At 62.9% G+C, this 23255-nt stretch carries 21 protein-coding genes and 3 pseudogenes; 8 read left to right on the forward strand and 16 right to left on the reverse strand.

What is annotated here, in order from left to right; genetic code table 11:
• Nucleotides 1–6 precede the first annotated feature (6 nt).
• The 4 genes from ABNQ38_RS07360 to ABNQ38_RS07375 all read right to left on the reverse strand — a co-directional run bounded on the left by ABNQ38_RS07360 (nucleotide 7) and on the right by ABNQ38_RS07375 (nucleotide 4124).
• Entirely contained in the window at nucleotides 7–954 is a 948-nt protein-coding gene (locus tag ABNQ38_RS07360; RefSeq protein ID WP_377806491.1) for a hypothetical protein, read from the reverse strand.
• Nucleotides 955–957: 3 nt separating this feature from the next.
• Nucleotides 958–1824 (reverse strand): carbohydrate ABC transporter permease, encoded by an 867-nt coding sequence (locus ABNQ38_RS07365; RefSeq protein WP_377806492.1) that lies wholly within the window; start codon nucleotides 1822–1824, stop codon nucleotides 958–960.
• Nucleotides 1821–2768 (reverse strand): carbohydrate ABC transporter permease, encoded by a 948-nt coding sequence (locus tag ABNQ38_RS07370; protein WP_377806493.1) that lies wholly within the window; start codon nucleotides 2766–2768, stop codon nucleotides 1821–1823. Before ABNQ38_RS07370 ends, ABNQ38_RS07365 begins: the two co-directional genes overlap by 4 nt.
• A gap of 78 nt (nucleotides 2769–2846) precedes the next feature.
• Nucleotides 2847–4124 (reverse strand): ABC transporter substrate-binding protein, encoded by a 1278-nt coding sequence (locus tag ABNQ38_RS07375; protein ID WP_377806494.1) that lies wholly within the window; start codon nucleotides 4122–4124, stop codon nucleotides 2847–2849.
• 371 nt (nucleotides 4125–4495) lie between these two features.
• Between ABNQ38_RS07375 and ABNQ38_RS07380 the strand changes: the two genes are divergently transcribed.
• Together ABNQ38_RS07380 and ABNQ38_RS07385 are read left to right on the forward strand one after the other, a co-directional pair.
• Nucleotides 4496–4894 carry a hypothetical protein gene (locus ABNQ38_RS07380; RefSeq protein ID WP_377806495.1) on the forward strand — a complete coding sequence of 133 codons (399 nt, stop codon included), beginning with the start codon at nucleotides 4496–4498 and terminating at the stop codon, nucleotides 4892–4894.
• Nucleotides 4895–4979: 85 nt separating this feature from the next.
• Nucleotides 4980–5948: an IS5 family transposase gene (locus ABNQ38_RS07385; protein WP_377806496.1), complete on the forward strand. Its 969-nt coding sequence runs from the start codon at nucleotides 4980–4982 to the stop codon at nucleotides 5946–5948.
• Nucleotides 5949–6261: 313 nt separating this feature from the next.
• Here ABNQ38_RS07385 and ABNQ38_RS07390 read toward each other — a convergent pair whose 3' ends face one another.
• From ABNQ38_RS07390 to ABNQ38_RS07400, 3 genes are all read right to left on the reverse strand, one after another.
• Complete coding sequence (locus ABNQ38_RS07390) at nucleotides 6262–7521, reverse strand: ATP-binding protein (RefSeq protein WP_377806497.1); 1260 nt, start codon at nucleotides 7519–7521, stop codon at nucleotides 6262–6264.
• Nucleotides 7500–8297: an alpha/beta fold hydrolase gene (locus ABNQ38_RS07395; RefSeq protein ID WP_377806498.1), complete on the reverse strand. Its 798-nt coding sequence runs from the start codon at nucleotides 8295–8297 to the stop codon at nucleotides 7500–7502. The genes ABNQ38_RS07390 and ABNQ38_RS07395 overlap by 22 nt, the downstream gene beginning before the upstream one ends.
• Nucleotides 8298–8365: 68 nt before the next feature.
• Nucleotides 8366–9856 (reverse strand): PAS domain S-box protein, encoded by a 1491-nt coding sequence (locus ABNQ38_RS07400; protein WP_377806499.1) that lies wholly within the window; start codon nucleotides 9854–9856, stop codon nucleotides 8366–8368.
• Between the two features lie 411 nt (nucleotides 9857–10267).
• On the opposite strand from ABNQ38_RS07400, the gene ABNQ38_RS07405 reads away from it, so the two are divergent.
• Genes ABNQ38_RS07405 through ABNQ38_RS07415 form a run of 3 tightly spaced genes read left to right on the forward strand, consistent with a single transcriptional unit; the run spans nucleotide 10268 to nucleotide 13438 of the window.
• Nucleotides 10268–10828, forward strand: coding sequence for a recombinase family protein (locus tag ABNQ38_RS07405; protein ID WP_377806500.1), 561 nt, complete (start codon nucleotides 10268–10270; stop codon nucleotides 10826–10828).
• A 10-nt stretch (nucleotides 10829–10838) separates the two neighbouring features.
• Complete coding sequence (locus ABNQ38_RS07410) at nucleotides 10839–12473, forward strand: IS481 family transposase (RefSeq protein ID WP_377806739.1); 1635 nt, start codon at nucleotides 10839–10841, stop codon at nucleotides 12471–12473.
• Nucleotides 12467–13438 carry an ExeA family protein gene (locus tag ABNQ38_RS07415; RefSeq protein WP_377806501.1) on the forward strand — a complete coding sequence of 324 codons (972 nt, stop codon included), beginning with the start codon at nucleotides 12467–12469 and terminating at the stop codon, nucleotides 13436–13438. The genes ABNQ38_RS07410 and ABNQ38_RS07415 overlap by 7 nt, the downstream gene beginning before the upstream one ends.
• Nucleotides 13439–13613: 175 nt before the next feature.
• Here ABNQ38_RS07415 and ABNQ38_RS07420 read toward each other — a convergent pair whose 3' ends face one another.
• Nucleotides 13614–13832: a hypothetical protein gene (locus ABNQ38_RS07420; RefSeq protein ID WP_377806502.1), complete on the reverse strand. Its 219-nt coding sequence runs from the start codon at nucleotides 13830–13832 to the stop codon at nucleotides 13614–13616.
• A gap of 105 nt (nucleotides 13833–13937) precedes the next feature.
• Nucleotides 13938–15632 (reverse strand): methyl-accepting chemotaxis protein, encoded by a 1695-nt coding sequence (locus ABNQ38_RS07425; RefSeq protein ID WP_377806503.1) that lies wholly within the window; start codon nucleotides 15630–15632, stop codon nucleotides 13938–13940.
• A gap of 655 nt (nucleotides 15633–16287) precedes the next feature.
• Here ABNQ38_RS07425 and ABNQ38_RS07430 point away from each other — a divergent pair.
• Nucleotides 16288–16674, forward strand: a complete 387-nt coding sequence (locus ABNQ38_RS07430; RefSeq protein ID WP_377806504.1) for a hypothetical protein — start codon at nucleotides 16288–16290, stop codon at nucleotides 16672–16674.
• 149 nt (nucleotides 16675–16823) lie between these two features.
• Here ABNQ38_RS07430 and ABNQ38_RS07435 read toward each other — a convergent pair.
• The 7 genes and pseudogenes from ABNQ38_RS07435 to ABNQ38_RS07465 form a co-directional block, all read right to left on the reverse strand.
• A pseudogene (locus ABNQ38_RS07435) lies at nucleotides 16824–17504 on the reverse strand (IS5 family transposase); the annotation flags it as partial.
• Between the two features lie 55 nt (nucleotides 17505–17559).
• Nucleotides 17560–18524: pseudogene (locus ABNQ38_RS07440) on the reverse strand (IS5 family transposase).
• Between the two features lie 30 nt (nucleotides 18525–18554).
• Entirely contained in the window at nucleotides 18555–18737 is a 183-nt protein-coding gene (locus ABNQ38_RS07445) for a hypothetical protein (RefSeq protein ID WP_377806505.1), read from the reverse strand.
• Nucleotides 18738–18749: 12 nt separating this feature from the next.
• Nucleotides 18750–18944 carry a hypothetical protein gene (locus ABNQ38_RS07450; RefSeq protein WP_377806506.1) on the reverse strand — a complete coding sequence of 65 codons (195 nt, stop codon included), beginning with the start codon at nucleotides 18942–18944 and terminating at the stop codon, nucleotides 18750–18752.
• Between the two features lie 709 nt (nucleotides 18945–19653).
• Nucleotides 19654–20148 (reverse strand): BLUF domain-containing protein, encoded by a 495-nt coding sequence (locus ABNQ38_RS07455; protein ID WP_377806507.1) that lies wholly within the window; start codon nucleotides 20146–20148, stop codon nucleotides 19654–19656.
• Between the two features lie 168 nt (nucleotides 20149–20316).
• Nucleotides 20317–20544: pseudogene (locus ABNQ38_RS07460) on the reverse strand (IS1595 family transposase); the annotation flags it as partial.
• A 12-nt stretch (nucleotides 20545–20556) separates the two neighbouring features.
• Nucleotides 20557–20700: a hypothetical protein gene (locus tag ABNQ38_RS07465; protein WP_377806508.1), complete on the reverse strand. Its 144-nt coding sequence runs from the start codon at nucleotides 20698–20700 to the stop codon at nucleotides 20557–20559.
• A 146-nt stretch (nucleotides 20701–20846) separates the two neighbouring features.
• Here ABNQ38_RS07465 and istA point away from each other — a divergent pair, with 146 nt between their 5' ends.
• Both istA and istB read left to right on the forward strand, forming a co-directional pair.
• A complete protein-coding gene (istA, locus tag ABNQ38_RS07470; protein WP_377806509.1) occupies nucleotides 20847–22130 on the forward strand; it encodes an IS21 family transposase in 1284 nt (427 codons plus the stop codon).
• The gene (gene istB, locus ABNQ38_RS07475; RefSeq protein WP_377806510.1) at nucleotides 22130–23002 is read left to right on the forward strand and encodes an IS21-like element ISAzs30 family helper ATPase IstB; all 873 of its coding nucleotides are present in this window, start codon (nucleotides 22130–22132) and stop codon (nucleotides 23000–23002) included. The genes istA and istB overlap by 1 nt, the downstream gene beginning before the upstream one ends.
• Nucleotides 23003–23255 lie beyond the last annotated feature (253 nt).

Consider the following 23255-nt stretch of genomic DNA (forward strand, 5'->3'; position numbering starts at 1 on the left):
GGCCGGTCACGGCGTCAGGCAGTCGATCCGGGCGTCCGGCCCGATGCGCACCGGCAGAGGGTCGGTGATCCCACCCAGGAAACTGCCGTCCGGCTGGTAGCCCCGCCAGCCGATTGCGGCCGGGCTTCCATCCGGGGCCGGCAGCAGCTTGATCCCGAACAGCGCATTGGTCGGTCCGACCGCCAGGGGACCGGCATAGCGGAAGCCGCCGTCGCAGCGGTCCGACACGGCATAGAAGGCGCCGGTGGCCACCGGCGCATCGCTGTCCTCCCGCACCCAGCTGCGGTCCGCATTGAAGACCAGGATGTAGCGGCCTTTCCATGGGATGACCTGCGGTATCTCCATCAGGAAGAACTCGTCCATCTCGGTGACCGGCCCGCCAACCGTCCAGGAGCGCAGATCGGCGGAACGGGCCAGCGCTACGCAGCCCGGCTTGCCCGATGCCGTCCCGAGCCGCTGCGCCGTGATGTAGGCGAGATAGCCGTCGCCCGCGGGATCCGGCATCAGGAAGGGATCGCGCCAGGCCAGTTCCTGATGATGGGCGGGATTCCGGCCGAGGTAACGCGAGGGGTCCGCCTCGATCACCGGGTTGGCGGGATCCTTGCTCCAGCTGATCAGATCGTCCGACCAAGCGAGCCCGACGCGCTGGATCTTGCCGTCCTCGGCCCAATTGGTTCCGGTGTAGAGCATGGCCCAGCGCCCGCCGGCCCGGCACACGCTGCCGGTCCAGATCGCGCGGTCGTCCCACGACCCCGCCGGCCCGGGTTCCAGCGCCATCGGCAGTCGGGTCCAGTGAACAAGGTCGCGGGACACCGCATGGCCGCAGCGCGCATTGGCATGGCGCATTTCGGGATCCGGCAGGCTGCGCGGGGCGCTGAGATAGAAGAGATGGGTGACTCCCCGGTCCTCGACGGTCCAGAAATCCCACACATACTGATCGGGCGGATTGAACATCGCTTATCCTTTGACGGCGGCGCCGACGACGCTCTGGATGAACCAGCGCTGAAAGACGAGATAGGCGGTGACGACGGGCAGGGAGGCCATGCTGGCGAAGGCCATCGCCTCACCCCACTGCCTCGGCTCCTGCCCGAAGAACTGGGCCACGGCGACGGACAGCGGGCGGAACTCCGGCCCGCGGGTGACCATCAACGGCCACAGATAGGCGCTCCAGAACTCCAGCCCCTGGAGGATGGCGACCGTCGCGATCACCGGTGCGCTCAGCGGCATGATGATCGACCAGTAGATCCGCCAGGTGGAGGCGCCGTCCATGGCCGCCGCCTCGTCCAGATCCTTCGGAAGCTTCGCGAAATACTGGTAGAACAGGAAGATCGAGAAGGGATGGGCGATGAAGGGTACGATCTGGACGTGGTAGCTTTCCGTCCATCCCAAGGCATTCACCATCATCAGCAGGGGAACGGCCAGGCTTTCGACCGGGACGATGATGAGCGCGATGACGACCGCCAGCAGCATGTCGCGGCCGCGGAACCGCCGCCGCGCCAGGCAATAGGCCGCCATCGAGTTGACGATGATGCCGAAGCCGACGATGCAGACCACCACCACCACGGTGTTGAGCAGGAAGCGCAGAAAGGGCATCTGCCGGTCGGCCAGGACCGCCCGGTACTTGTCGAGGCTGACCGGACCGGGCACGAAGGCGCGGGCGCTGCCGAGATCGCTGACGATCTGCACGTCGTCTGCCTTCAGGCTGGTGACCAGCATCACCACCAGCGGACCCAGCATGATCGCCGCCGCCGCCAGCATCGCCGTGTAGGTCAGCATCGCGGCCGGCGACAGCAGCCGCAAGGAGGGAGGGCGTGGCATGGTCATGATCCGATCTCCCGGTCTTCGCGCACCAGGGCGCGCTGTACGAGCGCGATGGCCAGCACCAGCAGAAAGAAGATCACCGACGCCGCCGAGGCATAGCCGACGCGGTGTTCGCGGAAGCCGGCGGTGAAGATGTAGCGGACCAGCGTGTTCGTGCTGTCCAGCGGTCCGCCCTGGGTCAGCACGTCGACTTGTCCGAACAGCTTGAAGGCCAGGACAGTGGTCGCCAGCACGACGAAGATGTGGGTATTGCGCAGGCTGGGCAGGGTGATGTGCAGGAATTGCTGGAAGCGGTTGGCCCCGTCGATGCGCGCCGCCTCGTAGAGTTCGGCGTTGATCGATTGCAGGCCTGCCAGATAGATCACCATCTGGAAGCCGACGCCTTGCCAGATCGAGAGCACCATGATCGTGGGCAGGGCGAAAGCCTCGTCGCCGAGCCAGTCATAGGGGCCGAGCGCGCCGTTCGACAGGATGCCGACCAGGGCGTTGAGCACGCCTTGCGGCGCCCGCAGCAGCCCGGCCCACACCACGCTGACCACCGCCATGGACAGCACCGTCGGCAGGAAATAGAGTCCGCGGAACAGGTTGCGGCCGGGCAGGCCGGCATTGACCAGCACCGCCAGCAGCAGCGCCAGCACGGTCTGCACCGGCACCACCACCAGGGCGAAGCGCGTGGTGTTCCAGGCGGCATGCCAGAACCGTTCGTCGCCCAGGATCGACAGGTAATTGTCCAGCCCGACAAGCAGGGTGACGGTCCGGCGGTTGAGCAGATTGTGGTTGGTGAAGGACAGCCCGATCGACAGGGCGAAGGGAACGATCAGGAACAGCGCCAGCAGAATCAGCGCCGGCGCCAGCATGAGCGCGACCGCACGGCCCTTCTTCGGTCGCGTTGCGACCGCCCGCCGCGGCAGGCCGGTCGCCGGAGGTGCGATTGAGGTATCAGTCACGTCGCCAACTCTTTCAACAGCGCGCCGGGCAGGGCCGGACGGTCGAGGGGGGGCGGTGCCTCATGGGCAAGACGGCGCCTACTTCTTGCCGCCGAAAGGCGGATACCCGCCATTCTCGGCGATCCCGCGGTCGATCCGGGCAGCCGCCTTGCGCAGTTCGGTCTTCACGTCGGCACCGGATGCGACATTGCTGACGGCGTCGGCAAAGGCGCGGGTGATCAGCGGATAGGCCGGGTGGAAGGGGCGGGAGACGCCGATGGTCAGCAATTGCCTGTAATACAGGTTCAGCCTGCCGCCCTCCTTGTAGAGGCTGGAAAGCGGGATCGCGGCCTTGCGGCCGGGAACGGCGCCATTGGCGTTGGAGATGCGGACCACCTCTTCGGGCCGCATCAGGAAGGCGAGAAAGGCCGCCGTCTCGGTCGGGTGCTTGCTGTCGGCCGAGATGCCCCAGTTCCAGGAGCCGAGGCCGGTCACCTGCCGGCCGCCGAACTTCGGCATCGGGATCAGGATGGCGTTCTCGCCCAGACCCTTGTCATGGTTGGGGTAGGCCCAGTGGCCGACCAGCGCCATGGCCGCCGTTTTGTCGCCGTAGAAGCTGGTGTCGCCGGCCGATGCGGGCGTCACCCAGCCGCGCCTGATCCAGCCCTGCAGGGTCTGGAGCCCGCGGACGGAGGCGTCGCCATCCAGGGTTCCCGCGGCCTTCCAGCTCTTGCGGTCGATCAGGTCGCCACCGAAGGACTGGAGGATGGGCGAGAAGCCGTAGGTGAACCATTCGCCGTTGCCGTAGCTGAGTTTGGCATCGAGCGGCCATTTGATGCCATCCAGCTTGGACAGCCGCTCCATTGCATCCTCGAACTCCGCCAGCGTCCAGGCGTCTTCCGGGAGGGTTGGGATGCGGATGCCCGCCTTTTCCAGGAGCGGACGGTTCGCCCACAGCGCCAGCCCGCTGTCGAAGGTGCCGATCCCGTACAGCTTGCCGTCGACCGGATAGGTCCCTTGCGCCTTCAGCGAGGGCAGCAGATCGTCGAAAATGTCCTTCGGCAGCAGATCGTCCAGCGGCCGGACATATCCCGACCAGACATAATTCGCCAGCAGCGGGCCGTCGAAGTCCAGCAGGTCGGGCAGGGCGCCGCTCATCGCCGCAGCGCTGATCTGGTCGTTGTAGCTCCCTTCCGGCAACTGGACCGCTTTGATCTCGACATCCGGGCGTTCGGCGTTGAAGCGGGCAATCTGGTCTTCCAGAACCTGGCGTTCGCCACCGCGGCCAGCATGGAACCAGACATTGACCGTCGTCTTCGCTTCGGCGACCGTACCCAGGCAAAGAAGTGCCACCGTCGCCATCATCGCCAACTTCATCGGTTTCCTCCAAATTCGTTCTTGTCGGCCCTTTCCGTTTGGTTCTCGCTGGGCATAAAGAAAGTCCGATACCCACACTATAGACAACTCAACCGATTTAGTAAAACATTTTATCAGGATGCGGAACGCATGATATGGCCGCATTTTTCCAGGCCGGGCAGCAATCGGCCGGCTGCGGTTGTTGTTCGGCACCAGACTGAAGCTGCGGGGGCCGGGCGAGTGGCTGATCGAAAAGCACGGCACCAGGGAGCAGCGCTCCTGGAAGAGGTTGCATGTTGGCATGGAGGCGGCGAGCGGCGCGGATCGCCGCCGCCACGCTGACCGACCGCGACGTTGATGGCGGCCCGTTGCTCGACTAGGTCACCGGCCCGGTGGTAGCACTCACCGGCGATGGCGCCTACGACCGGAGCGCCGTCTACGCCACCATGCACGAGCGCCATCCCGAAGCGGCTGTGGCCGCGCCGCCTCGGGTGGACGCCGTGCTCAGCGACACCGCCTCGACCGTGCCCACGCAACGCGACCACCGCATTCAGGTGGTCGCCGAGACCGAGCGCATGGCTTGGCAGCGGAGCAGCGGCTACAATCAGAGGGCAAAGGTCGAGGGACAGATCGGATGCTGGAAGCAGGTCTTCGGACCGACCCTGCAGTTCCATACCGACCGAGTGCAGGCCACCGAGATCGCCATCGCCGCCGCTGTGCTCAGCCTAGAGCATGATCGGTTCAAGAGGAATCGCTTAAAACGTGAATCGCACGGAAAACCAATAGCCTAGAGTCTGGACGTTGGTGCAAAAAGGGCGGGCTGGTGGTCTGGAGGGCGAGCGGATATAGAAGCGGCCCGCTGAAGCCGAGACCTCGATGCCCCACAAGACCAATGAGCCGCGCCGCCACAAGATCCCGAAGGCCCGGTACCGTGTGGAGAACTGGGCGGCCTACGATGCGGCACTGCGCCAGCGGGGCGACCTGACGATCTGGGTGACGCCGGAGGCGATCGACGCGTGGACGCCACCCGCCACGAGACGGGGTGGCTGGCCCGCGCGCTACTCCGACCTCGCCATCGAGACCGGGCTGATGCTGCGGCTGGCGTTCGGTCGGCCATGGCGGCAGACCGAGGGTTTGCTGGGCGCGCTCATGCGCCTGCTCGGCCTGGACCTGCCGGTCTCGGATCACACGACGTTTTCCCGGCGCAGCGCCGATCTGGAGATGGCAAGCACCCTGGCCAGGACGGACGGGCCGGTCACCGTGGTCATCGATTCCACCGGGCTGAAGGTGTTCGGCCGGGGCGAGTGGCACCTGGAAAAGCACGGCGGCACTGCGCGCCGATGCTGGCGCAAGCTGCACCTGGCCGTTGATCCCGCCACCGGCGAAATCCTTGCCTCGGCGTTGACGGGCAACGAGGAGGGAGACGCCTCGCTGGTCGGTCCGTTGCTCGACCAGATCCCGATCCCGATCGGCGCGGTCCTGGCGGACGGCGCCTACGACGGCGAGCCCGTCTACCGTGCTGTCGCCGAGCGTGCGCCGGACGCCGAGGTGATCATCCCGCCGCGCGCGACCGCGGTGGTGAGCGACACCGCCGAGAGAGCACCCACCCGGCGCGACCGCCACATCCGGACGATCACGGAGCGTGGTCGGCTGGGCTGGCAGCGAGCCGTGCAATACGGCAGGAGAGCGTTGGTCGAGGTGGCGATGTTGCGGTACAAGACCTTGATCGGGCGCAGCCTCCGCGCCCGAACTCTGCCTGCCCAGAAAATCGAGGAAGCGGTCGGCTGCAAGGTCATGAACATGATGACCAGCCTCGGCATGCCGGCCTCCCGCAAGGTCGCCTGAACGACAACTTTCCAGGGCGGAGTCCATCAACGCGCCGAGTTCTGCACCAACGTCGTCCGGCGGCAATCCGGCGGTAGGTGTAGCGGCCCGAGATCATCGGCGGTCGGACCCGAGATTCTGCGCGATTCCGGGACCGGATTGGCTGAGACGGGAAGCGGGCTCTGGCCCATATTCGGTGAGATGTGGCCCACACTCTGTGAGACTACGGTCCGGTCAAAATGCACAGATATTTTTTAAGACTGAAAACATTATTTTCTTGTGATGCTTCAAGATAAGCATAAAATATATTATGCAACGTTGACGACTTCAACCATCAGTCGATTTCCCGTATAGATCCCTTCGCGGACACCGGCAACAGGATCGTGATCGTTGCGCCATGCTGTGACTTGGAAGCAATCTCAACATGGCCGCCTGATTGTTTCGCGAAGCCAAAGACTTGGCTCAGTCCAAGACCGGTGCCTTTTCCCACGTCTTTGGTGGTGAAGAACGGATCGAAGGCTCGGGCAACGACATCGGGGGGCATTCCAACCCCGGTATCCGCGACGGCGACGGACACATAGCAACCCTGCTTGACACCAGGGTATAGGCCTTCCTGGATGTCGATCTCGGAGGTGATGACACTGATCTTCCCTCCATCGGGCATGGCATCGCGGGCGTTGACGATCAGATTAAGAAGCGCGCTCTCGAACTGGCTCGCATCGACCATAACCGTTCCGATCCGATCGGCCAATGTGGCTTGGATGTCGATGCGGCCGTTCAGGACTGAGCCGACCAGTTCGAGCACGCATGTGATGAGGCCATTGACATCGAGGGACTCGGGCGACGGCTGCTGCCGGGAGAGGGCGAGAAGCCGCTGGGTAAGCTTGGCGGCACGGTTCGCACCGTCCATGGTAGCGGCAACCAGTTTATCAACGTCCCGAAGGTCTTGCTTGACGATTCGATGTTGGAGGACCGATAAGCCGCTGATGACGACAGTCAGCATGTTTTTGAAGTCATGCACGATGCCTCCGGCGAGGTGGCCGAATGCCTCCATCTTCATTGCATAGCCGAGTGCAGCCTCTGCCGCCGTCCGCTCCTGGGCCGCTGTAGCAACCCGCGATTCAAGGGTCGCGTTCAATGCCTTCAATTCTCCGATTGCTTGCCGCGCCTCGGCATGCGCCACAAGCAGTTCCCTCTCGTGGCACCGTCGTTCGGTGGCGTTAAATATGGTGATGCGGATGCAGGCGAGATCGCCACTCCCATTCCGGCGCACAACGGCATTGACCAGAACCGGCAGCTCCGTTCCCTTTGCGGTGATCATGTCCAGAGCGACCTCGTTGAAGGACTCCTGCATGCGGATGAGCGGATCGAAATGGGTCTGGAAGAAAATCTTGCTGGGAACGGACAGATAATCAATGAACCGCCGGCCGGCAGCTTCGCCCGCTCCGATGCCCAGCCAATCGGTGAGGGTCCGGTTGGTCAGCAGGATACGACCGCACGCGTCAACCGAGATGTATCCGCAAGGAGCGTTCTCGAACAGGTCCCACAGTTCTTCTTCTCCCTGCGCGCCCATCATGAACAGGCCAGAAAGCATTCGATGGCGTCGATCGTCTCATGTGGCGCGCTGAGATTGGGACAGTGCCCGGTCGCGGACATCAGCACCAGCGTGCTGTTGGCCAAGTGCGTATGGACATAGCGGCCAACGGCTTCCGGCGCGATGATGTCCTCGGAACATTGCAGGATCAGGGACGGAATGACCACGCCCCCGAGATCCTTGCGGTTGTCGGAGAGGAAGGTTGTCCGCGCGAAATGCTTGGCGATCTCGGGATCCGTCCGGCAGAAACTGTTGGCCAGTTCTTCGCCGAGTGCGGGTTTGTCCGGGTTGCCCATGATGCCCGGTGCCATCGTCCGCGACCAGCCCATGTGGTTGCTGCCGAGAAAATCCAGCAGATCATTAATCTGCGCTTTCGAGAAACCGCCGACATAGTCGCCATCGTCAATATAGCACGGTGAGGGGCCGATCAGCATGAGCCTCGAGAAGAGGATGGGATCGCGAGCCACAGCCAGCACGCCGATCATCGCGCTGACCGAATGGCCGACGAAGACGCCATTCTTCACGTCGAATTCGCGGGCGATCTCGACCACATCCGAGGCATAACCATCGAGTGACGCATATTTGGCATAGTCATAGGCTGAGAGATCCGATCTCCCGGCGCCGACATGGTCAAAGGTTACGATGCGGTAGTGGTCTTCGAAAGCCGGTGTCACGAAACGCCACATATGTTGGTTGCAGCCGAAACCATGAGCGAACATGATCGTCCGCGTCCCCTGGCCCGAAATTTTGACGTTGTTCCGTGCTACTATGAACATCCGCGCTTTTCCTTGAATCTTTACCGGAGTGAATGCTCTCAAGGTCGCCGGAATACGGGCGGTCCGTGCTACTGCACCAAGGATTGAGACATTCTTCTCACCTTGACGGTGGCATCGTTCACGACGCGTATGGCTGAAGTGATCGTGCTCATGCCGGCGCTGACGTTGCCGACGCCCTGCGCGGCACCATTCATGTTGGCCGCCATTTCGCGAGTCATTGCGTCCTGCTCCTCCACGGCCGAGGCGATGGCGATCGAAATGTCGTTGATTTGTGCGATAATGCCGGAAATGCCGTTGATGGCTTCGACCACTTCGGCAGTCGCCGCCTGAACGCCGGAGATCTGCTCGGATATGTCATCCGTAGCCTTGGCCGTCTGGGTTGCGAGGTTCTTGACCTCGGACGCGACCACCGAGAAGCCCTTGCCGGCCTCACCGGCCCGCGCCGCTTCGATCGTGGCGTTGAGCGCCAGGAGATTGGTCTGGCTGGCGATCTGCTGGATCAGGCTTACTACGCTGCCGATCCGATTGGCCGTCTCGGCGAGACTCGTCATGATGGCGTTGGTATGGTTGGCCTGTTCCACCGCCTGTTCGGTGACCAGCGCGGCGTCGGACATGCGGCGCCCGATCTCGCCGATGGATGCGGCCAATTCCTCCGCACCGATTGCTGCTGCCTGGACGTTTGATGAGATCAGGGCCGACGCACCAGCGACGCCGGTGGCCTGTTCGTTCGCCGTCAAGACGGCACCGATGACCTCGCCGAGGCTGATGTCGACCTCTTTTTGAAGAGCAGCACGGCGCAAGCGCTCCTGGACCTGCGGGGTAATGTCCGTAGCAAGCTTGACGATCTTCAACGGCTTTCCGACGGGATCGAGAACCGGATTGTAAGTCGCCTGGATCCAGACCTCCCGGCCGCCTTTGCCCAGACGCTTGTACTCGGCGGCCTGGAACTCGCCCCGTTTCAGCGCCTCCCAGAAGCGGCAGTAATCCGCGGTGTCCCGGAATGCCGGCTCCACGAACATGCGATGATGCCGGCCCTGGATTTCGGGGAGATCATAGCCGAAGACACGCAAGAAATTTTCGTTTGCCTCAACGATGGTGCCGTCCATTTTGAACTGAATGACCGCCTGAGACTTATGAACGGCATCCATGTGGCCTTGGTGATCCGCCGTCTTCAGTTTCTGCTGGGTGATGTCGGTGGCGAATCCGACAATTTTGAGAAGGTGTCCGGCCCGCCCGAGGATTAGATTGTAGATTGCCTGAATCCAAACCTTCCGGCCGCCTTTGCCAAATCTCAGGTACTCTGCCGTCTGGTCTTCGCCGCGGTTCAGGGCCTCCCAGAAGCGTCGGTCTTCGCCGCTAACCTTTTCTGTTTCATCGACAAATATGCTGTGGTGCTTGCCCTGGAGCTCCGGGAGCGTGTAGCCGAACGCTCTTAAGAATTTCTCATTGGCTGTTATAATGTTGCCATTAAGGTCGAGTTCAATTACCGCTTGGAATCTCTCAAAAGTGTTAATTTTTGCTTTTATCTCATAATGTTTCGTCAAGCCGAGTATGATCATTGCTGATCCTTCCTTGTCAAACCTCTTCGTATTCTCAGTTGTATTTTTATGAGATTCACTTCCTTGTCCAGATAAATCTTTCTGGAAAATGTATCTAGAAAGGATGTTGACAGAAGCGGTATATGTTCTATCCAGAAGGTCTGCTCGCTAAAGGTCTACCTCATTGAGATATTCAAAATGAACACACGAGTATTCGCTGTCATGGAGGCGATTTCCCGACTGTAACCTGGACAACTCCGCTTCCCTGCTGCAGGTGAGGGCAGACAAACGGCCGTTTGCTTTACCCCGCCTGCGTCATCGTGAACACCTCGTCGCGCCGCCACCGATGTGGTGAAGGAATCCGGTCAGTCATTCATCGTCTGGTATTGAGTGCGGACCACGGGTTTCCTGCCCAACCGGGGGGCTTAGCCCATGTTGATCGGCTACGCACGGGTATCGACCGACGACCAGAACCTGCACCTTCAGCGGGATGCACTTGGCGGGGCCGGGTGCGAGAGGATCTTCGAGGATCGCCGCAGCGGTGCCAGGACGGACCGCCCTGGTCTTGCCGCCGCGCTTGACGTGGTACGCCGGGGCGACACGCTGGTCGTCTGGCGGCTCGACCGGTTGGGGCGGTCCCTGAAGGACCTCATCGAGCTGGCCGAACGGCTCGATGCCGCCGGCGTCGGGCTGCGTAGCTTGCACGATGCCATCGACACCGGGTCGAGTGGCGGACGGCTGGTATTCCATATGTTCGGAGCCCTCGCCGAATTCGAGCGCAACCTCGTGCGGAAACGCACCCAGGCCGGGCTTAGCGCGGCCCGGGCCCGCGGCCGGTTGGGCGGGCGCCGCAAGGTGCTGGACCCCGACAAACGCCGGCTCGCCGTCCAGCTCTACCAGGAACGCAAGCATACGGTGATGGAGATCTGCCGGCTCATGGGCATCTCCAAGCCGACACTCTACGCCTACATTGAGGAGATGGCCGGTGAGTGACGGGCGGCGGATTCCGGCCGAAGCGCTGGTGCATCTGCGCCGCCGGCTGGACACGCTGCCATCCCGTCATCCAGACCGTGCCGAGATCCTGCGGTCGGTCAGGGAACTCTACGGCATGTCCCGCGCTACCCTCTACCGCGCCCTTCAGCAATCCCTTCGGCCCAAGGCTCTTCGCCGGGCCGACCGGGGCAAACCGCGGAAGATTCCTGCCGCGGAGATGGAGCGTTACTGCGAGATCGTCGCCGCCCTGAAGCTGCGGACAACCAACAGGAAGGGCCGCCATCTTTCAACGGTGCAGGCAATCCGGTTGATGGAGGAGCATGGGGTCGAGGCCCCGGAGGGGCTGGTGCAGCCGGCGCCGGGCACGCTGCATAAGACCACGGTGAACCGGTATCTGCGCGCCTGGGGACTGGATTATGCCAGGGTGACCCGCGCGCCGGCGGCGGTCCGCTTCCAGGCGCGCCGGTCGAACGAACTGTGGCAGTTCGACATGAGTCCATCGGACCTGAAGCACGTCAAGCAGCCGCTCTGGATCGAGCCCGGCCGTGGAGCACCGACCCTGATGCTGTTCAGCATTGCTGATGACCGCAGCGGCGTCGTGTACCAGGAGTACCGGTGCGTATACGGCGAGGACGCGGAGTCGGCCCTGCGCTTCCTCTACAACGCCATGGCGGCCAAGCCCGAGGAGGACATGCCGTTCCAGGGCATCCCCGAGGCGATCTACATGGACAACGGCCCAGTCACCCGCTCGCGCGTGTTCCAGAACGTCATGGCCTGCCTGGGCGTCAAGGTGATGACCCACCTGCCGGCGGGAAGCGACGGCCGGCGTACCACCGCCCGCTCGAAGGGCAAGGTCGAGCGACCGTTCCGTACCGTCAAGGAAGTCCATGAGACGCTCTACCATTTCCACGAACCGCAGGACGAGGCGGAGGCGAACCTGTGGCTGCGCCGCTTTCTCGTCCGCTACAACGCCCAGGATCACCGGTCCGGGCCGCACAGCCGCATCGAGGACTGGGTGCGGCACCTGCCGGAGAAGGGCTATCGCGAGATGTGTGCTTGGGATCGGTTCTGCGCCTTCGCGCGGGAACCGGAACGGCGCAAGGTCGGCATCGACACCCGCATCACCGTGGAGGGCGTGGCCTATGAGGTCGATCCGGACCTGGCCGGCGAGGACGTGGTGCTCTGGTGGGGACTATTCGACCAGGAACTCTACGTCGAGCACGGCGACCGGCGGTATGGACCCTACGGCCCGGTCGGCGGCCCCATCCCGCTGCACAAATACCGCAAGCACCAGAAGACCAGATCCGAGGAACGGGCCGACCGGGTGGCCGAACTGGCGGAGCGCATCGGCCTGCCGCGCGCGGCCCTGGATGGCGGCACCTTGCCCCTGCCACCGCCCGTTACGGCACCGGCCGCCAAGGTGGCGTTCGCCGACCCGGACCCCTACCGCACCCTGGCCTTTTTCGACATCATCGCGGCCAAGCGGGCGATCGCCGGTGAGGTCGGCTTGGCGTTGGCGAAGCTGCCGGTCGAGGACCGGGCCTGGATCGACACGCTGGTGCGGGAGACCCTAGCCAAGGACGAGGTGCTGACGAGGGTGCGGGCGTACTTCAGGCAGCGGACGGGAGGGGGCGGGGCATGCTGACGGAGGTCATGGAGCATTTCAGGCTGGAGCGGGACCTGCTGATGGCCGGCTATTACGAAACCGATCATCACCGCCAACTCATCAAGGATGTGAAGGCATCCATCCTGGTCGGCCGACTGGTAGCGGTCGCTGGCGTCGTCGGCAGCGGCAAGACCGTACTGCTCCGCCGCATTCAGGACGAGCTGACCCGCGAGGGGCGCGTCACCGTGTCGAAGAGCCTATCGGTGGACAAGGACCGCACCACCATCCCGACCCTCATCACCGCGCTGTTCCACGACCTTTCCCCGGACAAGGATCCAAAGATCCCGACCCTGGGCGAGAAGCGGGAGCGCGAGTTGCAACAGCTTGTGCGTCGCGGCCGCAAGCCGGTGGCCTTGTTCGTGGACGAAGCACACGACCTGCACGGCAAGACGCTGATCGGCCTGAAGCGGTTGATGGAGGTGGTGGCCGATGGCAGCGGCATGCTCTCCGTCGTGCTGGCGGGCCATCCCAAGCTCCGGAACGACCTCCGGCGGCCGACCATGGAGGAGATCGGCTACCGCTCGGTGGTGTTCGAGTTCGACGGCATGGCGGGCAACCAGCTCGCCTACATCCGTTGGCTCCTCGAACGCTGTGCCGGTGAGGGCATCGACATCGGCGAGCTGATCGAGACGGCGGCTGTGGAGTTGTTGGCCAGCCGCCTGAAGACTCCGCTCCAGATCGAGCAGCACCTGACCCTCGCGTTCGAGGAAGCACTCCGGATCGGTGGTCGTCCGGTCACGGTCCAGGTGGTGGAAAGCATTCTGTCGCGTCAGCTCGACGACCTTGAGCCGCGTCTGACCCGTCACGGCTACAGTGTGCGCTCCCTGGCCGACCAGTTCAGCGTCAAGCCGGCGGAGATCCGACAGTTCCTGTGCGGTGAGCTGGGGGGCGCCAGAGCGCAGGAACTGACCCAGCAGATGCAGGCGGCCGGACTCCCGCTCTGATAGGGTCTTGTCTCACAGAGTGTGGGCCGTCGCTCATGATCTCGGGTCCGTCTCAAACACTGTGGGCCACATCTCACCGAATGTGGGCCGGAGCCCGCTTCCCGTCTCAGCCAATCCGGTCCCGGAATCGCTCGGAATCTCGGGTCCGACCGTCGATGATCTCGGGCCGCTACAGCTAGGCATCGTTGTAAATCAGGACGAGGTCGGATCCCCACAGGACGGCCTTCGCCAGAGGGGAGTCCGACACCAGATCCACGACGACGCGCAGGGGCGCCGCCCAGTCCTTCTCCGGCCCGAGAGGCGTACGGGACCAGTCGAAGGTTCGGATGATCCTGCCGGAGGCACCGCGACAAGCCGGGCCGATCTTCGGGAAACGGGTTTCTTCAGCGTCCATGTCCGTCATCCCGGTTGAATGGGCCACCGCCTTCGGATTGGACAGACGGCTGGGGGGGCGCCCAGCGCCTTTGCCCGCGGGGCCTTTGTCCGAGGCCCAGAGCCGTCAGGCCGCCTTGATCGACGACAGGAAACGGTCGACGTTCACCCGCAGGGTTTCGGCCTGCTGCGACAGGCTGCCGGCCGACCCCAGCACCTGCCGTGCCGCGGCGCCGGTCTCGCCGGTCGCCAGGGTTACGGTGCCGACGATGCCGGACACCTGCTGCGTTCCGGTCGCGGCCTGCTGGACATTGCGGGCGATCTCGCCGGTGGCCGCCCCCTGCTCCTCGACCGCGGCGGCGATCGAGGCCGAGATCTCGTTGATCGATCCGATGGTTTCGCCGATACCGGCGATGGCGCCGACAGCCTCCCCGGTCGCGTCCTGGATCGCCGCGATCTGGGCGGCGATGTCCTCCGTCGCCTTCGCCGTCTGGTTGGCCAGGCTCTTCACCTCGCTGGCGACGACGGCGAAGCCCTTGCCGGCCTCGCCGGCGCGGGCGGCCTCGATGGTGGCGTTCAACGCCAGCAGATTGGTCTGGCCGGCGATGTTGGTGATGAGTTGCACCACCGCGCCGATGCGCTGGGCGGTGTCGGCCAGCCCGCGCACCGTCTCGTTGGTGCGTTCGGCCTGGGTGACCGCCCGCCCGGCCACTTCCGTCGAACGCGTGACCATGCCGGCGATCTCGCGGACCGAGACCGCCATTTCCTCCGTTGCGCTCGCCACCGTCTGCACGTTGGCGCTGGTCTGTTCGGCGGCGGCGGCGGCGGTCGCCGCCTGGGAGCTGGTGCGCTGGGCCGTCGCCTCCATCGCCTGGGCTGTGCTGTCCAGTTCGGTGGCGGCGGCGGCCACCATGCGCAGGGCCTGGGCGGCGTCCTGCTCGAACCGGGCGACCAGCCGGTCGACCGTCTCGGTGCGCTTTTCCTTGGCGGCCTGTTCCTCTGCCTGGGCGGCGGCGAGCCGGTCTGATTCGATCAGCCCGTCCTTGAAGACCTGGACGGCACGGGCCATCGCGCCAATCTCGTCGCCGCGCGAGCCACCATCGACCGCGGCGGCATAATTGCGCTGTGACAGGAGGAGCATCGTTCCGGTCAGCCGCGAAATCGGACTGGAGATGGTTTTCACCGCCAGCCAGCCGCCGAGGATGCAGAGCGCCAGCGCCAGCACGATGGCGGTCACGGTGCCGACGAGCGCCTCGTCATAGACGGCTTCCCCCTCGCGCGCCGCTATCTTGGCTTGGTCGGCATTATAGGTGATCAGGGTTTTGATCGCGCTTTCCGTCTTGAGCAGGGCCTCGCGGGATTCAGTCTGCAGGATACCCAGCGCTGCGTCGTTCTGGTTCCGGCGGGACAGCGGAAGCAGTTTTTCGGCGCTGATCGTCTGGAAGTTCCGCCAAATGGCAAGAAATTCGCCGTATAGCGCTTTCTCGCGGTCGTCGTCTTCGACCAGTTTGCGGTAGCGCTCATTCGCTCCGTCAAAATCCTTCAGTGCGTCAGATAGCCGTAGCTCTGCCTTTTTCTGGTTCTCCTCCGTATCGCTGATGATGTGATATGCCTCCTGAACCCGATACGTCAGGATAGATTCATGTATATCCGAAAGTGCTTGAATGGATGGCAGCGCGTTCTCACGGACGTCTTTCGCCCCTGCGTTCAGCTTTAAAAGTTCAAAGAAAGAGAACCCACAGAGCATGACAAGTAGTACGAGGGCAAGGCTCTGCAAAAGTAGGATCTTCATTCGAATTGATGCTCTGTCCAACATGTTCATTTTGGATCCCCTACACATGGGTGGCGTGACACGGGCGGCAGTGTGGCGGCCGGTGGGTCATCGAGGCTTTCGGAAGACACAATGCATTGATACACGATTTTACGTGTTTTGTCCCTACGAATTTGGACAAATTAAAGCAAAATAGGAATTTTTTATAGTCGTTACCTATGACATACATAAGAAGTCACGGTAGAAATCATTCCACTACAAGAGAATGATAATATCATAAAATGAAGTTTTCATCGAAAATAAAGGATAATCGTTGAATTTATGCATATTTTGAGGAACTGAAGTTCTTTGAAATTCTTTAACAACATCATTGCATTGGTTATATTTTTCTGCCTTGCATAGGTGAACGGCTTTGCAAGCCTAAGAATTCATCATTAATCTATTGATATTCCTTATGGATATTCCAGAAAGTGACCTTCTGGTCGGCAACTGTCAAAGAGCGGCAGTGCATTGAATAATGTGCTTACCGATGCAAAATCGGGCGTCTTTTCAGCAGAATACACATTAATAAATGTCTAAAATAAATACTTGCGAAAGCATCGATTTTGCTGTCAAGAAGTGATTTAAAATCGGAGATTTGATTATGAATAGACTCTCGGAAAGGCTGAAGATTATCAGGGATCATATGAAAGAAACTCAAAGATCCATGTCGAAACGATTCAATCTAGGCGAGAATACGTGGCAGACATATGAACTCTATGGAAAGGCTCCGAAAGGAGAAACGCTTGCGGCCCTCGCCGAACTCGGCTTCGATATCAATTGGTTGCTGACAGGGCAGGGCAGTATGACGATTTCGGGAGATGGGCCGCGGATGCCGCTGCCCCACATCGATGACCGTTTGGTTGGCGAGGCGGTGGAATTCGTCGAGCGGTGGTTGGCGGAACACGACACGAAGTTCGACGCGCCACTCAAAGGAAATCTCGTCGCCGCCATATGCCGGCTCGCCGTCGAAGAGGCTGAAAATGAGCGGCCCAGGATCAATCCGGCCGCCGGCAGGCAGATGATGTGGCTCGCTCGACAGATCAACAATTAGCAGGACGCGGAAAAACGAACATATTTTGACTTTTTGTGTCCGCTGATGCTTGGAAATGGCGTTTTCGGCGTGCGTTTTTGTCAGAATGGAGCGCCTTTTCGCGGGTCCGAGACGCCCGGAGCCGCCGTTGAGGCGGAGTCCGGGCGTGATTATGCCTCCGCCAGCAGTTTTGGCAGGCGGATCAGGTTGTAGGCGGCAGCGGTCAGGGTGAACATCCAACCGACGCGAGCCGTGCCGCGATGACGCGTTTTGCGCAAGCCAGCTCCCTTGATCCAGCCGAACAGCTCCTCAATCCGTTTGCGGATGCGCAAGGACACGGCATAGACAGGGTGGCGGGTGGTCCGGCCGTCGATCGCCGAGCGGCGGTTGCTCGTGTTCTGCGCGACATGTGCAGCGGCGCCCAGCTCGCGCATGTGCGCCACGAAATCCTTGGTGTCGTAAGCCTTGTCGGCGCCCACCGTGATGCGGTGACGGCCGGGAATGGCCTCGACCATGGAAACCGCTGCCTCGCGTTCGGCCAAGCCGGTGGCTGCCGTCAGCCGGACATCCACCACCAGGGCGTTCCGGTTCTCCATCATGGCGTGGCCCATGAAGGCCAGCTTCGCCGGCTGCCCGTTGCCCTTGCGGTACAGCCGCGCCTCGGGATCGCTGGTCGAGGCATGGGTCTCGTTGGAACGCTTCTCGCCATGGAAGTCGCGCTCGCCGTTGCGTCCCGGCCTCGGCGGCTCGCCAGTGCCGTCCTTGGGCCGGAAGCTCTTCACCGACGCCCAGGCTTCGATCAGCGTGCCGTCCACCGAGAAATGCTCGTCCGACAGCAGTACCTTGACCTTCCACTTTGGTGCACAATTCGGCGTGAGAGCGGATTCCACCCGCGGCTGGTGGGGATCAGGCACCCTTGCGGGAGGCGGGCATTCCCAAGCTGGTCATGATGTTCATGACTTTGCAGCCATAGGCGGCCTCGACCTGCTGGGCAGGGAGATTCCGGGCACGCAGGGTGCGCCCGATCAGCTGCTTGTAGCGCATCATCGCGACCTCGCCCAAGGAGCGGCGGCCGTAGCGGACGTCCCGCTGCCAGCCCTGCCGACCACGCTCGGCAATCCTACGGATGTGGTGGTCGCGTTGGCTGAGGGCGTCGGCAGCGGTCTCGCTCGGTACCGCGGTGGAGCGTGGCGGAATGATCACCTCGGCGGCGGGTGTGTGGGCGGCGACAGCGCAGTAGACCAGCTCACCGTCATAGGCGCCGTCCGCCAGCACCGTGCCGATCAGGCGCTTGATCTGGTCGAGTAGCGGGCCGACCAGCGAGGCATCGCCGTCCTGCGTGGTCGTCAGATCCGAGGCGAGGATCTCGCCGGTATCGGGATCGACCGCCAAGTGGAGCTTTTCCAGCTTCGGCGCGCTTGGCCTCCATGCTTCTCCAATTGCCACTCGCCTTTCCCGAACACCTTCAGCCCCGTGGAGTCGATCACCACGTTGACTGGTCCGTCCGTCCTGGAAAGCGCTGATGCGACCTCCAGATCGGCGCTGCGCCGGGAGAACGTCGTGTGATCCGGAACCGGCAGGTCCAGGCCGAGCAGGCGCATGAGCGAGCTCAGCAAACCTTCGGTCTGCCGCCATGGCCGACCGAACGCCAGACGCAGCATCAGCCCGGCTTCGATCGCCACGTCCAAGTAGCGCGTTGGCCGGCCGCGTCGGCCCGAAGCCGGCGTCCAGGTGGCGATCGCCTCCGGCATCACCCATATCGTCAGGTCACCGCGCCGGCGCAGCGCCGCATCGTAGGCCGCCCAGTTCTCCACGCGATAGTGGGCGCGCGGGATCGTGTGACGGCGGCTCTCGTTGGCTTTGTATGGCATCGAGGTCTCGGCTTCAGCGGGGCCGCTTTCCTACCCCGCTATCCTGCCGCAGCCAACCTCCGACCAATTTTCGCGCCAACGTCCATGAGCGGCAAATGTCAGGATCCAGCTATGATCCATGACCAGCTCAAGACCGAGCACAACCTCGTAGAACGACCGCGCCAAGTCGATCCGCTCCGCCGGTATGTTTGCCACGATCCGCTTCACAGCCATGACCTCTCCTCCTTATCGCGACTGGTCGCGGTCAGCGTCATCGGGCGCCTGGAGCGGCGCCAGCGTCATGCCTGCAACGATAGGACCGACCGTCACCGTATGGGCCAGGGTGTCGGCCAGACCATGAAGGGCGAAGGGGTAAAGGTCGACGCCGCGCGTGTCGAACAGGCTGATCGGGTCAGCCGCCCATTTGCTGGAAGTCATCATCTTCTCCCTTTCGCGACACCCCTTCATGGGAGAATTCTACCGCGCGCATCGCTGGATGCGCGAAAAATATGATCGCCCAGGGCGGCGCCGCGCCGTCGGCGCCGGACGGTGGCCACCAAGCGCAGGGCCTCACGTCGACGTGGTGGAGATCGAGGAGCCGGCCGGGCTGGTGCTGGCCAGCTGAGCGCCGCCGGCATGCCGGCGAGGCGGCCACCGCCGTTTTCGCGACAGCGACCGGCCGCTCCAGGCCGCTGGATGTCGTGATCGGGTGGGGACCACTTGAGGGTGCAGAGCATGGCCATGCGGCGAGGCGGACGCAAGGGATGGGGCTTGGCCGGATCCTGTTCGGGGCCTGCGACTCGTCCAGTTGCGACCGTCGTTTGCTGCACCCGGCCCCTACATGATGAGCCAAGGGGAGAAGATCCCTTGTGTGGGACCGGCCCACCGTGCCCCGGATGGGCAATGAATCGCCGGGTCCGCTAAGCCCTTGCTCTGTATGGCCCAACCGGGGCGCCGAACAGATTATATGGAAAACGCCCCTCCACAACCGAAAGCGAGGGGGGTGGGGCACTCGCGGACGGGACCCGCCGGGGACACCGACCCCGCGGCTATGGCAAACGGGGACCCGGGCCCCGGCCCACGGGTCAACACCGCCGGCGGTACGGCCTTCCCTCCTCGCCGCCCGGACTCCGGCCGCGGCAGATTCAGGTTAGGCGCCCAGAATTTGACCCCTATGGGGAAGCTGACCGCATTGATCTTCGCAAGGCACTGGACTCAGCTGTGACGCCTCGCACGCATACCGGTACGACAATATCAAGACCCCAATAGCAAAAGCGGCATCATAGGATTTCGCATAAAAGCCATCGTAAGCTTTGCAAGAGCCAATTGCTTTTTGCCAAAGAAGCGCGTCATCAAGAAACATCATGTTCATCGACCAAGATCCAAACAATCTGGCCGAGGCAGACTTGTTATGGAATATAATTTTTATGTTTTGGTGTCTCTCTTCATTTTTAATATTTCTGATTATTCTTCTTAAGCCAACCGGTTTTCCTTCTATTGAAAATATGAAAACACCGCCACACTCTACCATAAAGCCCGTGACATTATTATCTTTGTTTGAGCGTGCCGAGGAGAAACAAATATTTATTATTTCATCGTATGGCAGGACATATTTTAACTCACTGCGCAGAACGAGTCTGTGCATGGCGATATCTCCCACGATGCTCTTGCGAACGCTCGAGAAATTCTTAGCTTACATATTATAGTATGTCTGTCAAACAGTTTAGAGTCTTAGGAAGTTCCGCCACCGACAGCCCCTTTTGTCGAGAGAGAGGAGAGCGCGATGGTTGTTAGGCAAACAACGCCGCCATTATCAACCAAAGACAGCTACGGCAGAGCGGATGCTGATCCCGCCGTCCTTGGTTCGCCGGAGTTGGCGTCCAACAGCATAACGGAAGACGGCCGGAAGCTGGAGCGCTGCGGGAACACGGGACCAGAGGGTTTGGATCACCGTCCGCCCTTTGCGGGTCCGGCGTTGGGCCTGATCTGCCACCGTGCGCTGTGCCCAGCGGAAACCGATCTCGCCAAAATAGGGGTCACTACACGAAAGTGATCAGATTGTCCGGGATGTGGGAACACTGTGGGAACGTGTGCTCCACCATTCCACTTTGAGGGTGTCCAGGGGGAGCTGGATGAGAGCGATCATATGCAGGCTGACCGCGTCAAGCAGGGTGAGCGCGGCGAATTCGTCATCCATGTGTCAGTGCCGATTGGATACTCCCCGGAAAGGGCGGCTGAAAATTCCCCAGGCTGACGCAACGGCAGGGCTCCGGGGCGTACGCCCCGGAGCCCTGCGGCCGCCCGTCGCCCATGATCACCCTCCGAGGCTGAGGGAGAGGGCCGGTGGTCAGACTTGGAGAACTCGTCATGATTCTCGATCTCGCCCGCGAGGGCCTGTCGGTGTCGGCGATCGCACGCCGCACCGGCCTGGATCGCAAGACCATCCGCAAATACATCGCCCGCGGATTGGAGGCGCCCGCCTACACCCCTCGGCCGGCTCGGCCGACGCTGCTCACGCCCTTCGAGCCCTATCTGCGCGAACGCCTGCAGGCCTTTCCCGATCTCAGCGCCCGGCGACTGCTGCGGGAACTCACGGAGCGCGGTTACACCGGCGGCTATACCATCCTGAAAGCCGTGGTTCGCGCCATCCGTCCCACCCCGTCACCGTCCTTCGAGCGTCGCTTCGAGACGCCGCCCGGCAAGCAGGCCCAGGTCGATTTTGCCTTCTTCAAGACGACCTTCACCGAAGAGCCCGAGGTGGAGCGGATCGTCTGGCTGTTCTCGATGGTGCTCGGCCACAGCCGCATGATGTGGGCCCGCTTCGTCGCCCGCCAGGACCTGCAAACCGTGCTCCGCTGCCACATTGCCGCCTTCGACAGCTTCGGCGGCGTGCCGGAACAAATCCTCTACGACCGCATGAAAACCGCCGTGCTGGGCGAGGTCGAAGACCCCGATCAACCGGCCCAAGGCATCGCCTACAATCCCAAGCTCCTCTCCCTGGCCAGCCACTACGGCTTCCTGCCGAAGGCCTGCAAGCCGTACCGCGCCAAGACCAAGGGCAAAGTCGAACGGCCCTTCCGCTACGTGCGCGAGGACTTCTTCCTGGCCCGCAGCTTCCGCAATCTCGAGGACCTGAACATCCAGTTCACCCAGTGGCTGGATCAGCTCGCCAACCGCCGTCGGCACGCCACCACCCAGCGCATCGTCGCCGAGCATTTCGCCGAGGAGCGCTCCCACCTCAAGCCGCTGCCGGCCGGCCCCTTCAACAGCGTGCTGGCCCTGGAGCGCCGTGTCACCCGAGACGGCATGGTGTCGGTCGGCGGCAACCTCTACTCCGTGCCGGATTGCACCCGCCGGCGGACGGTGGAGGTGCAGGTCACCGCCGGCACTGTCACCATCCTGGAGGACGGCATAGCCGTCGCATCCCACCCGGCGCTGGAAGGACGAGGCCAGCGGCGCATTGCCACCGGCCATCGGACCCAGCCTCCACCGCCCAACAGCCAGACGCCCAGGGAGGTCGCCACGCCCCCGGCACCTCCGCTGCAGGGCGGCACCGTCACCCCTCGCTCGCTGGCCATCTACGACACCATCGGCCGCCATTTGGCCAACCAGCCGGGGAGCCCGTGATGAGCGCCACGCCGTTGGAAGCCGGCCCCGCCACCCTCGACCGCATTCGCCAATATCTGGTTGGGCTGAAGATGCCGCGCGCCTTGGAAGCGCTGGAGCACATCCTACGCCGGCTGGAACGCGGCGAACTCTCCGCCCTGGAGGCCATCGACGCCCTGCTGGGCGAGGAACTGACGTTGCGCGAGGGACGTCGCATCAAGGCGGCCCTGAAGATGGGCCGGCTTCTCTCCATCAAGACGCTTACCGGCTTCGACTTCTCCTTCCAACCCTCCCTCGATCGCGATCGAATCATGACCTTGGCGCAGCTCGACTTTGTCGACCGGCACGAGGTGGTCCATTTCCTCGGCCAGCCCGGCTGCGGCAAGACGCACCTGGCGCTTGCTTTGGGAGTGGAGGCCGTTAAGGCCGGCCGCTCGGTCTACTTCGCCACCCTGGCCGACATCGTGAGCTCGCTGGCCAAGGCCGAACGTGAAGGGACCTTGCGGGAACGCCTGCGCTTCCTGTGTCGGCCACAGCTGCTGATCGTCGACGAGATCGGCTATCTGCCGGTGATACCCGGTGGCGGCAACCTGTTCTTCCAGCTCGTCAACGCCCGCTATGAACGCGGTGCCATGATCCTGACCTCAAACCGCGGCTTCTCCGAATGGGGCGATGTCTTCGGCGGCACCGTCGTCGCTTCCGCCCTGCTGGACCGCCTGCTGCACCATGCCGTGGTGGTGCAGATCGAAGGTGCCAGCTACCGCCTGCGCCGTCACGCCGAACTGATGCCGGACAACAACCGCAGCCGGCCGATCACCGCTCCGCCACCGGCACCACGGCGCCGAGGGCGGCCACCGAAAGGAAGGAGCGCCGACACCGAAGCCAATCCATAGCCCTTCAAACCATCTGGGGATTTTTCGACCGACCGTTCTGGGGAAACTTCATTCGGCCTTTACACCATGACGGCGACCAGCAGCCGATCCGGCAGCCAGCGGTGCAGGCGCAGCAGGATGGTCCGAGACTAACCGGTGGTCGCCGTTAGCGTCAGCCCTGCGCCTCGCATTAGCGTGGCTCGGCAGCACCGCTCAGCGTGGGGGCCCGCCTGCGCCTGAGGTGATGTGGTGGACGGCCCTTCCACTCTCCTGG

The sequence above is a fragment of the Azospirillum sp. A29 genome, assembly GCF_042604625.1.
In the GTDB taxonomy this organism is placed as follows: domain Bacteria; phylum Pseudomonadota; class Alphaproteobacteria; order Azospirillales; family Azospirillaceae; genus Azospirillum; species Azospirillum palustre.